This window comes from Pseudomonas sp. COW5 (genome assembly GCF_026240005.1).
In the GTDB taxonomy this organism is placed as follows: Bacteria; Pseudomonadota; Gammaproteobacteria; order Pseudomonadales; family Pseudomonadaceae; genus Aquipseudomonas; species Aquipseudomonas kribbensis.
Map to the genome: position 1 here is coordinate 1,690,753 of NZ_JAPHVP010000001.1, position 15,918 is coordinate 1,706,670.

Annotated in this window: 10 protein-coding genes; 1 reads left to right on the forward strand and 9 read right to left on the reverse strand. The window is 60.5% G+C overall.

The features are described 5' to 3' along the window. Positions 1-13 precede the first annotated feature (13 nt). Both OQ248_RS07740 and OQ248_RS07745 read right to left on the reverse strand, forming a co-directional pair. Complete coding sequence (locus OQ248_RS07740; RefSeq protein WP_265812491.1) at positions 14-3,289, reverse strand: transglutaminase family protein; 3,276 nt, start codon at positions 3,287-3,289, stop codon at positions 14-16. 211 nt (positions 3,290-3,500) lie between these two features. Further along, positions 3,501-5,813 (reverse strand): YgiQ family radical SAM protein, encoded by a 2,313-nt coding sequence (locus OQ248_RS07745; RefSeq protein ID WP_085711167.1) that lies wholly within the window; start codon positions 5,811-5,813, stop codon positions 3,501-3,503. A 161-nt stretch (positions 5,814-5,974) separates the two neighbouring features. Here OQ248_RS07745 and OQ248_RS07750 point away from each other — a divergent pair, with 161 nt between their 5' ends. Beyond that, positions 5,975-8,554, forward strand: coding sequence for a hypothetical protein (locus OQ248_RS07750; protein WP_265812492.1), 2,580 nt, complete (start codon positions 5,975-5,977; stop codon positions 8,552-8,554). Between the two features lie 9 nt (positions 8,555-8,563). Here OQ248_RS07750 and dnaB read toward each other — a convergent pair whose 3' ends face one another. The 7 genes from dnaB to rnr form a co-directional block, all read right to left on the reverse strand. Continuing rightward, entirely contained in the window at positions 8,564-9,961 is a 1,398-nt protein-coding gene (dnaB, locus tag OQ248_RS07755) for a replicative DNA helicase (RefSeq protein ID WP_085711165.1), read from the reverse strand. Positions 9,962-10,080: 119 nt separating this feature from the next. After that, the gene (gene rplI, locus OQ248_RS07760) at positions 10,081-10,527 is read right to left on the reverse strand and encodes a 50S ribosomal protein L9 (RefSeq protein ID WP_003186385.1); all 447 of its coding nucleotides are present in this window, start codon (positions 10,525-10,527) and stop codon (positions 10,081-10,083) included. A gap of 19 nt (positions 10,528-10,546) precedes the next feature. Beyond that, positions 10,547-11,437, reverse strand: coding sequence for a hypothetical protein (locus OQ248_RS07765; protein ID WP_085711164.1), 891 nt, complete (start codon positions 11,435-11,437; stop codon positions 10,547-10,549). Positions 11,438-11,474: 37 nt separating this feature from the next. After that, complete coding sequence (gene rpsR / locus OQ248_RS07770) at positions 11,475-11,705, reverse strand: 30S ribosomal protein S18 (protein WP_002551829.1); 231 nt, start codon at positions 11,703-11,705, stop codon at positions 11,475-11,477. A gap of 28 nt (positions 11,706-11,733) precedes the next feature. Continuing rightward, entirely contained in the window at positions 11,734-12,162 is a 429-nt protein-coding gene (rpsF, locus tag OQ248_RS07775; protein ID WP_007950702.1) for a 30S ribosomal protein S6, read from the reverse strand. Between the two features lie 319 nt (positions 12,163-12,481). Then, a complete protein-coding gene (gene rlmB, locus OQ248_RS07780; RefSeq protein ID WP_265812493.1) occupies positions 12,482-13,249 on the reverse strand; it encodes a 23S rRNA (guanosine(2251)-2'-O)-methyltransferase RlmB in 768 nt (255 codons plus the stop codon). Then, complete coding sequence (gene rnr, locus OQ248_RS07785) at positions 13,246-15,876, reverse strand: ribonuclease R (protein ID WP_265812494.1); 2,631 nt, start codon at positions 15,874-15,876, stop codon at positions 13,246-13,248. Before rnr ends, rlmB begins: the two co-directional genes overlap by 4 nt. Positions 15,877-15,918: the final 42 nt, after the last annotated feature.

Below are 15,918 nucleotides of genomic sequence, written 5' to 3' on the forward strand. Positions count from 1 at the left end.
GGTCGTGTACGAATCAAAAGCGTCGTAAATCGAGTGTCATCGGGAACTCGTCGGAGATAGTCAGATTCGGTATCGGAAGTTTCCCCGGCGTGTGTCCGATGCGGAAGAAACGCGCCATGCGCCGGCTCTCCGCTTCGTTGGCGTTGACCGGCAACGTCTCGTAATTGCGCCCGCCCGGATGGGCGACGTGGTACTGGCAGCCGCCCAGCGAGCGCTGCATCCAGGTGTCGAGCAGGTCGAACACCAGCGGCGCGTGCACCGGGATCGTCGGTTGCAAACAGTTGGCCGGTTGCCAGGCACGAAAACGCACACCGGCGACAAACTCGCCCACCCGCCCGGTCGATTGCAGCGGCACCGGAATGCCGTTGCAGGTCAGCAGGTAACGCTGGGGCGGCAGCCCCGTGAGCTTGACCTGCAAACGCTCCAGCGAGGAGTCGACGTAACGCACCGTGCCGCCCGCCGCGCCCTCCTCGCCCAGCACATGCCAGGGTTCAAGGGCCTGACGCAATTCCAGCTCGATGCCGTTGACGGCGTAATCGCCGACCTTGGGAAAGCGAAACTCCAGATGCGCCGCAAACCATTCGGCACGCAGCGGATAGCCGGCATTGTTGAGTTCGACGATGACGTCGGCAAAGTCCTGTTCGATGAAATGCGGCAGCAGGAAACGGTCATGCAACTCGGTGCCCCAGCGCGCCAGCTTCGGCGGGGCATAAGGCTCGCGCCAGAATCGCGCCACCAGTGCCCGCAGCAACAACTGCTGAGCCAGGCTCATGCGCGCATGGGGCGGCATTTCGAACGCACGTAACTCCAGCAGGCCGAGACGCCCGGTGGCGCCATCCGGTGAATACAACTTGTCGATACAGAACTCGGCGCGGTGGGTGTTGCCGGTGACGTCGATCAGCAGATTGCGCAACAAGCGATCCACCCGCCATGGCGGGCATTCTTCTCCCGGTGCCGGCATTTGCGCGAAGGCGATTTCCAGCTCATACAGCGCATCGTTGCGCGCTTCATCGACTCGCGGCGCCTGGGAGGTCGGGCCGATAAACAGTCCGGAAAACAAGTAGGACAGCGACGGATGGTTGTGCCAGTAGCTGATCAGGCTGCGCAGCAGATCCGGGCGGCGCAGGAACGGGGAGTCCGCCGGCGTCGCCCCGCCGAGCACGAAATGGTTGCCGCCGCCGGTGCCGGTATGGCGCCCGTCGATCATGAATTTCTCGGTGGACAGTCGGGTCTGACGCGCCTCTTCGTACAGGAACTCCGTGCGCTCGACCAATTCGTCCCATGTCGCGGAAGGCTGGACGTTGACCTCGATCACGCCGGGATCCGGCGTGATGCGGAAGTTGCTCAAGCGCGGATCGCTCGGCGGCTCGTAGCCCTCCAGCAGCACCGGACAATGCAGTTCCTCGGCAGTGGCTTCGATGGCGGCCACCAGTTCCAGATAGTCCTCGACCCGCTCCAGCGGCGGCATGAACAGATACAAGCGGCCTTCCCGGGCCTCTGCGCAGAGCGCAGTGCGGGTCAGCCAGTCGGCGGACTCGTCGATTTTCGGCACCCGTTCGTCCGCCGCAGCTGGCGCGTCGTGTCGATTGAGTTGATCGGTGCCGGGCAGCTCGGGGAAGTCCTGATTCGGATCGTTCGGATGAATGAACGGATACTCCGCCGCTTTCACCCAGGGCTGCGAACCCAATGGCAGGCGATAGCCGAGCGGTGAATCCCCCGGCACCAATCGGCAATGTTCATCGCGCAGATACCAGCGCCCGCTCTGCCATTGATCACCCTTGGCGGTGCGCGCCAGTGGCAGCACCTGGCCGATGACCTTGTCCAGCCCCTGACTGAACACCTTGCGCAGCCGCGCACGTTCCAGCGGCTCCTCCAGACGCGAGTCTTCGGCGCTGACATTGCTCGGCAACGCGCCCTCGCGCCAAAGGTAGTAGAAATTGTCCTCATAGGCCGGGAACACAAAGCGTGTCGGCAGTTTCAGGCGCTCGGCGACGCTGGCCAGAAAACGGCCGGCCAGTTCGCCCGTGGCACCGTAATCCTGTTGCTCATCGGCGATCAATGCGTTGTTGTGCCAGATCGGCACACCGTCGCGGCGCCAGTAACAATTCAGCGACCAGCGCGGCAGTTGCTCGCCCGGATACCACTTGCCCTGGCCGAAATGCACCAGCCCTTTTGGCGCGTAGTGCTTGCGCATGCGCTGAAACAGCTCGGCAGAGAGCCGGCGCTTGTCCGGGCCCAGCGCGGCGGTGTTCCATTCGGCACCGTCCGGGTCGTCGATGGACACGAAGGTCGGTTCGCCGCCCATGGTCAGGCGCACATCGCCTTCCAGCAAGTCGGCATCGATCTGCCGGCCCAGCGCCTGGATCGCCAGCCACTGTTCATCGGTGTAGGGTTTGGTGACGCGCGGCGCTTCCCAGATTCGCTCAACCGACATTTCGTGGCTGAACTCACACTCGCAAGGTTCCACCAGACCACTGATCGGCGCCGCCGAGGACGGATCGGGACTGCTGGCCAACGGGATATGCCCTTCTCCGGCGAACAGCCCCGATGTCGCATCGAGGCCGATCCAACCGGCACCGGGCAAGTACACCTCACACCACGCATGCAGATCGGTGAAGTCCACTTCGGTGCCGGAGGGGCCGTCGAGGCTTTTCACATCGGCGGTCAGTTGAATCAGGTAACCGGAGACGAAACGCGCCGCCAGTCCGAGGTTGCGCAGCAGTTGCACCAGCAGCCATGCCGAATCGCGGCAGGAGCCGGAGGCTTGTTCAAGCGTGTGCTCCGGAGTCTGTACGCCCGGCTCCATGCGAATCAGGTAATTGATGTCCTCGCTCAGGCGCTGGTTGAGCGCCACCAGGAAGTCCACTGCCGGCAACGGCGTGCGGTCGATGGCGTCCAGGTAGGCCTTGAATTTCGGCGTCAGCGGCAGGGTTTCGAGGTAAGGCGCCAGCTCCTTGCGTTCATCGGCGGCGTAGGCGAAGGGGATTTTCTCGGCGTAGGGCTCGAGGAAAAAATCGAACGGGTTGAACACCGCCATCTCGGCCAGCAGGTCGACCTCGATCCGCAGTTCGGCGGTTTTCTCGGGAAACACCAGTCGGGCGAGGTAGTTGCCCTGGGGATCCTGCTGCCAGTTGATGAAATGCTGCTCGGGCGAGACTTTCAGCGAATAAGACAGAATCCGCGTGCGGCTGTGGGCAGCCGGGCGCAGACGCACGATCTGCGGGCCGAGCTCGACAGCGCGGTCGTAGCGGTAATGCGTGACGTGATGCAATGCGACATGAATCGACACGGCGTGCCTCCTGCGAGCCCAAGCGTATTCGAAAGCGCGCAAGACTTATGCCATGCAGAGGCCTCGGCGCTTTCCCGGAATGCTCAGGGCAGTACAGCACCAAAATCGGGCGACGCGGTGAATTGCTTTGGCTCAGTTGCACGCAAATGTTGCGAGGCACAATGCAGAACGCCAACCCGAAGGTTGGCGTTCTGTTCACATCAACAACGATTTAGCGCGGTACGACCGGCTTGCGAGCCGGCTTCGGCCCTTTGCCTTTCGCGGCTTCCTTGCGCTCTTTGGCGGCCTGCTGGTTGCGGGCGAATGCCGCGGCCTTGGCCTGTTCACGCTTGTCCCACGGATTGCCGCCGTCGCTGGCGCGCGGTGGCAGACCGTTGTGCTGGGTGAGGATTTTGGTGGTCTTCTCTTTCACGTCCTTCGCCACTTTATGGCTGCCGGCCGGCGTCGAGTTCTTGCGACGGGCACTCTGGTAGCTGTCGGTGGCCGGCTGATGTGTAGGGATCAACTGGTGCTTGCCCGGCCCGATCAGGTCGGCGCGGCCCATGCGGATCAGCGCTTCACGCAGCATCGGCCAGCCTTTCGGGTCGTGATAACGCAGGAACGCCTTGTGCAGACGACGCTGCTCCTCGCTCTTGACGATGGTCACGCCGTCGCTCTTGTAAGTGACCTTGCGCAGCGGGTTCTTGCCCGAGTGGTACATCGCGGTGGCGGTGGCCATCGGCGACGGATAGAACGCCTGCACCTGGTCGGCCCGGAAGCCGTTGCCCTTGAGCCACAGGGCCAGGTTCATCATGTCTTCGTCGGTGGTGCCCGGGTGCGCGGCAATGAAATACGGAATCAGGTACTGCTCTTTCCCCGCTTCCTTGGTGTACTTCTCGAACATGCGCTTGAAGCGATCGTAGGTGCCGATCCCCGGTTTCATCATCTGGTTGAGCGGACCTTCCTCGGTGTGTTCCGGGGCGATCTTCAGGTAACCGCCGACGTGGTGAGTCACCAGTTCCTTGACGTACTCCGGCGACTCGACCGCGAGGTCGTAACGCAGGCCGGAGGCGATCAGGATCTTCTTCACACCCGGCAACGCACGGGCGCTGCGGTACAGCTGGATCAGCGACGAGTGGTCGGTGTTCAGGTTCGGGCAGATGCCCGGGAACACGCAGGACGGCTTGCGGCACGCGGATTCGATTTCCGGGCTCTTGCAGGCGATGCGGTACATGTTCGCGGTCGGGCCGCCGAGGTCGGAAATGACGCCGGTGAAACCCGGCACCTTGTCGCGGATCTCTTCGATTTCACGAATGATCGACTCTTCGGAACGGTTCTGGATGATCCGGCCTTCGTGCTCGGTGATCGAGCAGAAGGTGCAACCGCCGAAGCAGCCACGCATGATGTTCACCGAGAAGCGGATCATGTCGTAGGCCGGGATCTTTTCCTTGCCGTACGCAGGATGCGGAACACGTGCGTAAGGCATGCCGAACACGTAGTCCATTTCTTCAGTGGTCATCGGAATCGGCGGCGGGTTGAACCAGACGTCGATCTCGCCATGCTTCTGCACCAGCGCACGGGCGTTACCCGGGTTGGTTTCCAGGTGCAGCACACGGTTGGCGTGGGCGTACAGGACCGGGTCGTTACGCACCTTTTCCATCGACGGCAGGCGGATCACGGTCTTGTCGCGGGTCATCTTCGGGCTGGCCAGGATCTGCACGACCTTGGCTTCTTCCGGGTCATCAACCGGGCCCTTCTCCTGCTCGATCGCGCAAGCCTGAGTGTCCTGGGTGTTGACGTACGGGTTGATGATCTTGTCGATCTTGCCCGGACGGTCGATGCGCGTGGAATCGACTTCGTACCAGCCCGCCGGCGTGTCACGACGGATGAACGCGGTGCCGCGCACATCGGTGATGTCTTCGATCTTGTGACCGTAAGACAGACGCTGGGCGACTTCGACAATCGCGCGTTCGGCGTTGCCGTACAGCAGGATGTCGGCGCTGGCGTCGATCAGGATCGAGTTGCGCACACGATCCTGCCAGTAGTCGTAGTGGGCGATGCGGCGCAGGGAGGCTTCGATGCCGCCGAGCACGATCGGCACATGCTTGTAGGCTTCCTTGCAGCGCTGGCTGTAGACCAGGCTCGCGCGATCCGGACGCTTGCCGGCCATGCCACCCGGGGTGTAGGCGTCGTCGGAACGGATTTTCTTGTCCGCGGTGTAGCGGTTGATCATCGAGTCCATGTTGCCGGCCGCGACGCCGAAGAACAGGTTCGGCTCACCGAGCTTCATGAAGTCGTCTTTGGACTGCCAGTTCGGCTGGGCAATGATCCCGACGCGGAAGCCCTGGGACTCCAGCAGCCGGCCGATGATCGCCATGCCGAACGACGGGTGATCGACGTAGGCATCACCCGTAACGATGATGATGTCGCAGGAATCCCAGCCGAGCTGATCCATCTCCTCCCTGCTCATCGGCAGGAATGGCGCTGGCCCGAAACATTCGGCCCAATATTTTGGATAGTCAAATAACGGCTTGGCTGCTTGCATGTCGATAACCGGTGTTGGCTTTCATTGAATTTCGCGGGCGCGGAATATAGCACAAATTTTGACCAATTCCGACGGCCGTGGTCGGTTTCTCTCCCCTTTGTCCCGCCTGCCACACACCGGTTCCAAAAGATGCCCTTCAACTTATTCAAGGATGAATACTGATGCCTGCAAAACCTCCGTCAAAAGGCGTAACCACCGTCGAGGTGCATAACCCGCCTTTGCGACCAACCCATGACCATCTGCCACGGCACGACGCCTCGCAAACCATCCGTCCTGTCGAGCACAGTCTCATCAATGGAAGGACATCGGGCAGAATCCCGGACAGCACAGACCCGGACATGATCTCTCCAGCGCCTTCGGTGAGCGTCAGCGAAACTCATTCATACCCGCCCGCAATACCCACACCGTCTTTACTTGATGCCTACAGGGTTGCCCCGAACACCCGATTGCCGGTCGCCGACGCATCAGGATTCAGAAGGTTCAAGGGCCGACAGTTCGTCGATCTGTACGATGGCAGCATCCTGCAGATCAGCCTGGATCCCGACACTGCTCTCTACCGGGCCAGACTGGGAAGCGAATCAAGGCCCTCCGGGCCGATTCTCTTCCATGATCCCCACAGCAACCGATGGCACCCGCTGATCGACTTCGAAAAGAGCCCACTCCCGCTCTCTGCCAGCCGGCTGGAGACCTTCAGGACGCCTCTGGACTTCTCCGGAGCAGAACCGGACAGCGACGGTCTGCATGGTTTCGAAGGCAAGCGCTACGTCATCATAGAGAACCATGCCCATCAGGTGATGCGCGACGTTGACGCTTCATCTCCCAAGCGCAATGTCTGGCGCGTCGTCAATCCGAAGGACCCGGTCGCCGCCGACAGCGAAAATATCTATCGCGCAAGCCGATCCGGCGAAACACTGGCCATCACCCGCAATGCCGATGGCATCTGGACGACAAGTCTGGATGGACTCAAGGGAGGCATGCGCCGCACCGCACAGACCCAGGACAACAAAGCCTATTTGCTTCAACGGTATGAGCCCGTCAGAAACGCCTTCGAGGCGCTGGTCGCGTCCAACAAGCGCTATGGAGAACTCTGGGACAGCGCCCGATATCTTCCCGAGGGAAGCCAGGCCGAGAAGGAAGCGCTGATCAAGCTTGAAGTGCATGTCATCAAGCACACAAGAATGCAGGCCGAATACGCCAAGTCACTGATCGACAACAAAGACTGGTTGATCCTGCTGAAGGCCGGCGGACTCTACAAAAGCGAACTGCATACTCTTCAATTGAACAGAGTCGACTATTTCAACAAATTGATCGCCGTCATGGATCGCAGGGTCTATCCGACCGTGCATGCGATAACGGTCGAGTCGCTGAAGAACAACTTTGCCCATCTCAACAAAAAGCTGAAGATCATGGACGATCGTCAGATTGTGATGGATCAGGTTCGCAAAGCCGACCGTAGTGCAACATCCGAACTGGATGACTTGAACCATGGTGTACCCACCGTAGACCAGATCCATTCCAGCCAATACAACATCTGCCTGCGCCTGATTTCCGACGACCCCGAAAACCCGCCACCTTTCGGTATGCGCAGTGCCATGGGCATGCACTTGCTGAAAAAGGACTTGAACGAAGTCTCTGGCTACTCCGAACCGCTGGCACTGCAATTGACGCTGGAAAACATAAGGGGCGACAGAGCCGGATTCGAATCCCTGGATACTTCAGCGGACCCGGTAAAGGCGGGATACGTCAGCCAGGCGCTGTCCTTGATGGATACGTTCGAAACGAAAATCGACAACCGCCTGAACGCAATCCATGAACAGGTCGACAGCAACAGCCAGTTACCTCTTTACGACCAGGATATCGATTTCGATTTTCTTCCGGAGCAGCCCGCTGGAGAGACCGAGGCGACTGCCCCGCGAAAACTGTTCCGGACACGCCATCATGGCACTTACCGGGTTCTGGTCGGAGTGCAGGACACCGCAGCGGATGGCAGCGTTACGCTCAAGGTTCCCGATCTTTTCAAGCCACATGAGCCACCTCAACGCTACGAAAAAATCGAAGGTGAGTGGCGCCAGATTCGCCCTGCCGCCACTCTCACGCCCGGACCACAACTTGTGAACAACGCGACTGAAAGTCTTGCACGCGTGGATGAACATGTTACCCAGGCCCGGCTTATGGAGGCCCGCAAAGCCAATCCGACCAATATCGTCGAATTTCTGGGCGCAGAAACGGATCGTTTCAGGGATCTGGCGCAACGTCTGGAGGCCACCGGCCGGGTAGCAGAGGACGCCGAGTCAAGCGGATTGATCAGCCGGCTCAGAAGCGCCGCGGCATCAATGGAGGCCGAAGGACAATCCATTCTGATACGGATGTACAAAAACAAGGATGTGCTGGATGTACTGCGCCTGAACTTCCTGCTCGATCACTCACAGCTGAAAATAGTGAAAACGGTAGATCGCAGACAAACGGGCAAGGGAAGGGACAAGTCGTTCCTCGATGTCTACTCGATCAACGAACGTTCAGATAATGCGCCGTTGTGGGAGGCCCACTTTCACTACGACAGGCAAGATCGCGCGGCGCTGGACTACACGCTCAAGGGTGCACACTTGAAAACCCTGGAACAAAGCAGGCTCGGCAGCGCGTTTCAACAGCGCGAAGAACAGGCTGGCCGCTCCCACCAACGGATCTGGCGGGAGCTCATCAGCCCAAGGGTTGCCCAAAAACTGTTTGATCACCAGAAGTGATCAACCGCGCTATTCGTCGTCGTCGAAGTTATAGCTGCCCGGCGCAAGGTTCTCGAAGCGCGTGTACTTGCCGATGAAGGCCAGGCGGATAAAGCCGATCGGGCCGTTCCGCTGTTTGCCGATGATGATTTCGGCGATGCCTTTATGCTCGGTTTCCGGGTGATACACCTCGTCCCGGTACACGAACATGATGACGTCGGCGTCCTGCTCGATCGCTCCGGATTCCCGCAAGTCGGAGTTCACCGGGCGCTTGTTGGGACGTTGTTCCAGGGAACGGTTGAGCTGCGACAGAGCCACCACCGGACAGTTGAATTCCTTGGCCAGGGCCTTCAGGGATCGGGAGATCTCGGAAATTTCGTTGGTCCGGTTGTCACCGCTGGAGCCCGGGATCTGCATCAGCTGCAGGTAGTCGATCATGATCAGGCCGATGTCACCGTGCTCGCGCACCAGACGCCGGGTCCGGGCACGCATTTCCGACGGGCTGATGCCGGCGGTGTCATCGATGAACAGCTTGCGGTCGTTGAGCAGATTGACCGCCGAGGTCAGGCGCGGCCAGTCGTCGTCTTCCAGCTGACCGGAACGCACCTTGGTCTGGTCGATGCGGCCGAGGGACGACAGCATACGCATGATCAGCGATTCGCCTGGCATCTCGAGGGAGTACACCAGCACCACCTTGTCGCTGCGCAACACGGCGTTTTCCACCAGGTTCATCGCGAAAGTCGTCTTACCCATGGACGGACGACCGGCGACGATGATCAAGTCGGCCGGTTGCAGGCCGCTGGTCTTCTCGTCGAGGTCGGTATAGCCGGTGGACAGGCCGGTGATCGAGTCGGCGGTGTTGAACAAGGTGTCGATGCGGTCGATGGCTTTGGTCAACAGGTCATTCACACCCACCGGGCCGCCGGTTTTTGGCCGGGCCTCGGCAATCGCGAAGATCTGCCGCTCCGCTTCGTCGAGGATTTCCTCGGCGGTGCGACCTTCAGGGTTGAAGGCGCTGTCGGCAATTTCGGTGCTGATGCCGATCAGCTGACGCAACGTCGCACGCTGGCGGACGATCTGCGCATAGGCCTTGATGTTGGCGACGGACGGCGTGTTTTTCGCCAGTTCACCGAGGTAACCCAGACCGCCGACTTGCGAGGTCTGACCTTCCTTGTCCAGTTGCTCGGCAAGGGTCACGACGTCGATCGGCGAGTTCTGATCGGCCAGCTTGGCGATCGCACGGAAAATCAGACGGTGGTCATGCCGGTAGAAATCGCCGTCGGAGACTTGATCGAGCACGCGTTCCCAGGCGTTGTTGTCCAGCATCAGACCACCGAGCACGGCCTGTTCGGCCTCGATGGAATGCGGCGGCACCTTCAGCGCGGCGGTTTGCAGATCGTATTGCTCGGGAGCGGAGATTTCGTTCATGGCCACTTTTAATTCAGGAAAAGCAGGGATTGCAGAAAGACAAAGGGCACGACCTGTAGACAGGATCGTGCCCGATGTTAACCGTCTGGCGAACAAGCCGCCAGTCGATCAGGTGTTGCTTAAGCTGCTACCACGACAACGCGTACGGTGGCTTCAACTTCGGCGTGCAGGTGCACAGCCACGTCGAATTCACCCACGTTGCGGATGGTGCCGTTCGGCAGACGAACTTCGCTTTTCGCAACTTCAACGCCGGAGGCGGTCAGTGCGTCAGCGATGTCGTGAGTACCGATCGAACCGAACAGCTTGCCTTCGTCGCCAGCGGTGGCAGTGATGGTCACTTCCAGCTCGGCCAGTTGGGCAGCACGGCTTTCAGCCGATGCTTTACGGTCGGCAGCGGCTTTTTCCAGCTCAGCGCGACGCTCTTCGAACGCAGCCAGGTTGGCAGCGGTCGCAGCGGTAGCTTTGCCGAAAGGCAGCAGGTAGTTACGGCCGTAACCGGCCTTAACGTTTACTTTGTCGCCCAGGTTGCCCAGGTTGGCGATTTTTTCCAGAAGGATCAGTTGCATGTGGAAATCCTCTTAACTTTTAACCTTCACCGTTCGCGTTATCGGTGTCTTTCGACACGTGACGACCGCGAAAATCAATCAGGCTGTCGACAATGGCCAAGACCACAAGCAACGGACCGAGCAAGTGCATGAAAGGCACGAGCGTGACGTATATCCCCACCAGCCAGAAACCGGCCAGCCGTTTCTGCGCCACCAGCCCGTGAACCAGGGCCAGACCGGCGAAGAACAGCGGCACGCTGCACAACGGCAACAGAACCAGTGCGTGCAGACCGAAGAACGGTGCCACACACATGACGGCCAGAAGCGACAGCGCAACGCCTTTCGGCAGTCGGATGGCGCGAAACTCGCGACCGAAACCGCCGGGGTTATACAACAACGCCTGCCAGTAGCGCCCAAGAATCAGGCACAGCACGCTAAAGACCTGCAACGACACCGCTGTCGAAATGATCGACAGTGGAACCGCCAATCCCGTGAGAATCGCCTTCTGATCTGCCGAGAATTTCTCGTAGACCTCACCCATCGCCAGCGGCAAGACTTGTTCAAACGTCTGCGCCAGCGCTTCGGTGAAGGAACCGAAAACGGTCCCCAGGCTCACGGCAATCAACAATCCCACGGCCACGCTGACCAGCAGCACGCGATTCCAGGTGTGTTCGGCGCGTAAAACCAGCGCCAGACCGCAAGCCCCGAGCAGCACAATCAGTGCCGTCGGGTCTTTGAGGTAGTGCCAGCTCACCAACGCTGACAACACTCCCACACCCAGGACGCTCAAGGCGTCCGAACCGCGCCGCAGGAGCACAAGGCAACCTGCAGCGGCACTCAACCAGAACAACAGCGGCAATGCCGCAGATCCGGCCACGACCAGCGTGGCCTGCATACGCCCCCGCATGATGAATTCAGCCAAGGCACGCATGCATTCGATCCCTTACTTACTTGTCGACTACCCGGTCTCAGCGGCCGTGGCTGTCGGTGTAGGCCAGCAGGGCCAGGAAGCGGGCGCGCTTGATAGCGGTGGCCAGCTGACGCTGATAACGAGCTTTGGTACCGGTGATGCGGCTTGGAACGATTTTGCCGGTCTCGGATACGTAGGCTTTCAGAGTGTTGAGATCTTTGTAGTCGATCTCCTTCACGTCTTCAGCGGTGAAGCGGCAGAATTTACGACGACGGAAGAAACGTGCCATTTGATAGGCTCCTTAAAAGGTCCGTGGATTACTCGTCAGCGTTATCGCTGTTGTCGCTGTCGCTATCGCTGTCATCGCCATCGGCGCTGCCATCGTGCTCAGGACGTTCGCGACGCTCACGGCGCTCACTGCGGTTTTCTTCAGCCTTGAGCATCTCGGACTGGCCGGTAACGGCTTCGTCGCGACGGATGACCAGGTTACGGATCACAGCATCGTTGTAGCGGAAGTTGTCTTCCAGCTCGGCCAGGGCCTTGCCGGTGCACTCAACGTTCAGCATCACGTAGTGAGCCTTGTGAACATTGTTGATTGCGTAGGCCAGTTGACGACGGCCCCAGTCTTCCAGACGGTGGATTTTGCCGCCGTCTTCTTCGATCAGCTTGGTGTAACGCTCAACCATGCCGCCGACTTGCTCGCTCTGGTCAGGGTGGACCAGAAAGATGATTTCGTAATGACGCATGAATGCTCCTTACGGGTTGTAGCCTGCCGCTCAAAAACGGTCAGACAAGGAGTGAATGACACTTATGGACTTGCCGGCGCGGGGCACATGGGTGCCTGCCGTCACAGCAAGGGGCGCAATTGTAGAGAAGGGACAGAAGAGGTGCAAGGCAATTGGTGATTATTTGAACAGCTCGTTCACATCACCGATCAGCACCATTGCGCAGAACCAATGTGGAAGCGGGCTTGCTCGCGAATGCGGCATCACATCCAACATCATTGCTGAATGACACACCGCTTTCGCGAGCAAGCCCGCTCCCACATTTGAATCGCCGTGAGGCTTAAGCCTTTTTGGCAGCCGCCTTGGCCTTTGCACCGCGCTGGCGCTGAGCCTCGAACAGGCACACGCCGGTCGCAACCGATACGTTGAGACTGCTGACGCTACCGGCCATCGGCAGGTTCACCAGGTAGTCGCAATGTTCACGGGTCAGGCGACGCATGCCTTTGCCTTCGGCGCCCATGATCAGGATGGTCGGGCCGGTCAGGTCCTGGTCGTAGATGCTGACCTCGGCCTCACCCGCCGTGCCGACAATCCACAGACCGCGTTGCTGAAGCTTTTCCAGGGTGCGCGCAAGGTTGGTCACGGCCACCAGCGGAATCACTTCCGCCGCGCCGCAGGCCACTTTACGCACGACCGGCGTCAGGGTGGCCGACTTGTCTTTCGGCACGATGACCGCCAGCGCACCGGCAGCATCCGCCGAACGCAGGCAGGCGCCGAGGTTGTGCGGATCGGTCACGCCGTCGAGCACCAACAGCAGCGGCGCGCCTTCGGTGCGGTCGAGCAGCTCGTCGAGCATCGCTTCGCCCCAGACCTGGCTCGGACTGACGTCCGCCACCACGCCCTGGTGCACGCCTTCGACCCAGGCGTCCATTTCGCGGCGCTCGGCCTGACCGATCTGGACGCGGTTTTCGTTGGCCAGCTCGATCAGTGTCTGCACCCGCGGATCGTTGCGGCTTTCAGCCAGCCAGATCTGCTTGACGCGTTTAGGGTGGTGACGCAGCAACGCTTCTACCGCGTGAACGCCGTAGATTTTTTCCAACTGACTCATGACTTCGCCTTCGGTTTACGTGCTCCGCCGCTTTTGGCTGGAGCAGAACCCGCTTTTGGCGGGCCCTTGCGGTGTTTGCTCGGTTTGCCTGGCTTGCCGCCGGAGGCCTTTTCAGGCGCCGACCGTCCGGTCTTTCCCCCGGACGCCGCTTTACCACCGTTTTTGGCGTCGGCCAGCAAGGCCTTCTTCATTTCACGGCTTTTGCGCAGCTCGGCGTTTTTCGCCACGGCATCGCTCGGGCGATAAGCCTCAGCGACCTTTTCCTTGGCCGGACGACGGCTGGCGGTTTTGGCCGGAGCCTTTTCTTCCACAGCCTTGGCCGCTGGAGCAGCGGTTTCGGTGCCACGCTTCTTGCGGCCGATTGGTGCGCTGATGGTTTTTTCGGCCATCTCGAAGTCGATCTTGCGCTCGTCGAGATCGACGCGCATGACGCGCACTTCAACGGTATCGCCAAGACGGAAGCTGCGACCGGTGCGCTCGCCCGCCAGGCGGTGATGCACAGGGTCGAAGTGGTAGTAATCGCCCGGCAGCGCCGTCACATGCACCAGACCTTCGACGTAGATATCGGTCAGTTCGACGAACAGGCCAAAACCGGTCACGGCAGTGATCACGCCCGGGAACGATTCGCCCACGCGGTCTTTCATGAACTCGCACTTGAGCCAGTTCACCACGTCGCGGGTCGCTTCGTCGGCACGACGCTCGCTCATCGAGCACTGCTCGCCGAGTTGCTCCAGGGCCGCTTCGTCGTACGGATAGATGCGCGCCTTCGGAATGGTCATCGCACCGGCACGGCGAACGTGCGGGGTGTCCTGTTTCGAATGGATCACGCTGCGGATCGCGCGGTGCGTGAGCAGGTCCGGGTAACGACGGATCGGCGAGGTGAAGTGGGTGTAGGCTTCGTAATTCAGGCCGAAGTGGCCTTCGTTCTGGGCGCTGTACACCGCCTGGCTCAGGGAGCGCAGCATCACGGTCTGGATCAGGTGGAAATCCGGACGATCCTTGATGCTGGCCAGCAGGGCCTGATAGTCCTTCGGCGTCGGGCCGTCCTTGCCTTTGTGCAGGGACAGGCCGAGCTCGCCGAGGAACGCGCGCAGTTTTTCCAGACGCTCCGGTGGCGGACCGTCGTGGACGCGGTACAGCGCAGGGATTTCGTGCTTTTTCAGGAATTCGGCGGTAGCCACGTTGGCCGCCAGCATGCATTCCTCGATCAGCTTGTGCGCGTCGTTACGGGTGGTCGGGCGGATTTCGGCAATCTTGCGCTCGGAACCGAAGATGATCCGGGTTTCCTGCGTTTCGAAATCGATCGCGCCACGCACGTGACGGGCGGCCAGCAACACTTTGTACAGCGCGTAGAGCTGCTTCAGATGCGGCAGGACGTCGGTGTATTCGCCGCGAAGCTTGCGCCCTTCGGTGGCTTTCGGCGTTTCCAGCATCGCGCTGACCTTGTTGTAGGTCAGACGGGCGTGGGAGTGGATCACTGCCTCATAGAAGCAGTAGTCGGTCATTTCGCCGGACTTGGAGATGGTCATCTCGCAAACCATGGCCAGACGATCGACGTGCGGGTTCAGCGAGCACAGGCCGTTGGAGAGCTGCTCCGGCAGCATCGGCACCACGCGCTCGGGGAAGTAAACCGAGTTGCCGCGCACCTGGGCTTCGTTGTCCAGGGCTGAGCCGATCTTCACGTAGCTGGAAACGTCGGCAATCGCCACGTACAACTTCCAGCCGCCGGAGAACAGGCGCAACTTGCCTGGCTTGGATTCGCAGTAGACCGCGTCGTCGAAGTCGCGGGCGTCCTCACCGTCGATAGTGACGAACGGCAGATGGCGCAGGTCGACACGCTTCTCTTTGTCTTTCTCTTCGACCTCCGGCTTGAGCTTGCCGGCTTCCTTCAGAACGGCTTCAGGCCAGACGTGCGGAATGTCGTAGGTGCGCAGGGCGACATCGATTTCCATGCCCGGCGCCATGTAGTTGCCGACGACTTCGATCACATCGCCTTGCGGCTGGAAGCGCGGAGTCGGCCAGTGGGTGATTTTCACCTCGACGAACTGACCAATCTGGGCGTTGGCGTTGCGACCCGGGGTCACCAGCACTTCCTGCTGGATCTTCGGGTTGTCCGCGACCACAAAGCCGATGCCGCCCTCTTCGAAGTAACGGCCGACGATGCTTTCGTGGGCACGGGACACCACTTCGACGATCACGCCTTCGCGACGGCCGCGACGGTCCAGGCCGGACACACGGGCCAAAGCACGGTCACCGTCGAACACCAGACGCATTTGCGCCGGGCTCATGAACAGGTCGTCGGAGCCGTCGTCCGGCACCAGGAAGCCGAAGCCGTCGCGGTGACCGCTGATGCGGCCGAGGATCAGGTCGAGCTTGTCCACCGGCGCATAAGTGCCACGGCGGGTGTAGATCAGTTGAGCGTCGCGCTCCATGGCGCGCAGGCGGCGGCGCAGGGCTTCGATCTGGTCTTCTGTGGTCAGACCAAATTCTTCCACCAGTTGCTCGCGGGCAGCAGGCGAACCCCGATCAGCAAGGTGCTGAAGGATCAGTTCGCGGCTGGGAATAGGGTTTTCATATTTTTCCGCTTCACGAGCGGCCTCGGGATCGAGGGACTGCCAATCGGCCATTAGAGAGTTTTCACCTTGTCTATATGCGGGTTAGTTTGGCAT

What these genes read in the sequence shown, in the direction of transcription:
- OQ248_RS07745 (WP_085711167.1), bottom strand. Translation starts at nt 5,813, where the DNA reads ATGCAAGCAGCCAAGCCGTTATTTGACTATCCAAAATATTGGGCCGAA.
- OQ248_RS07750 (WP_265812492.1), top strand. Translation starts at nt 5,975, where the DNA reads ATGCCTGCAAAACCTCCGTCAAAAGGCGTAACCACCGTCGAGGTGCAT.
- dnaB (WP_085711165.1), bottom strand. Translation starts at nt 9,961, where the DNA reads ATGAACGAAATCTCCGCTCCCGAGCAATACGATCTGCAAACCGCCGCG.
- rplI (WP_003186385.1), bottom strand. Translation starts at nt 10,527, where the DNA reads ATGCAACTGATCCTTCTGGAAAAAATCGCCAACCTGGGCAACCTGGGC.
- OQ248_RS07765 (WP_085711164.1), bottom strand. Translation starts at nt 11,437, where the DNA reads ATGCGTGCCTTGGCTGAATTCATCATGCGGGGGCGTATGCAGGCCACG.
- rpsR (WP_002551829.1), bottom strand. Translation starts at nt 11,705, where the DNA reads ATGGCACGTTTCTTCCGTCGTCGTAAATTCTGCCGCTTCACCGCTGAA.
- rpsF (WP_007950702.1), bottom strand. Translation starts at nt 12,162, where the DNA reads ATGCGTCATTACGAAATCATCTTTCTGGTCCACCCTGACCAGAGCGAG.
- rlmB (WP_265812493.1), bottom strand. Translation starts at nt 13,249, where the DNA reads ATGAGTCAGTTGGAAAAAATCTACGGCGTTCACGCGGTAGAAGCGTTG.
- rnr (WP_265812494.1), bottom strand. Translation starts at nt 15,876, where the DNA reads ATGGCCGATTGGCAGTCCCTCGATCCCGAGGCCGCTCGTGAAGCGGAA.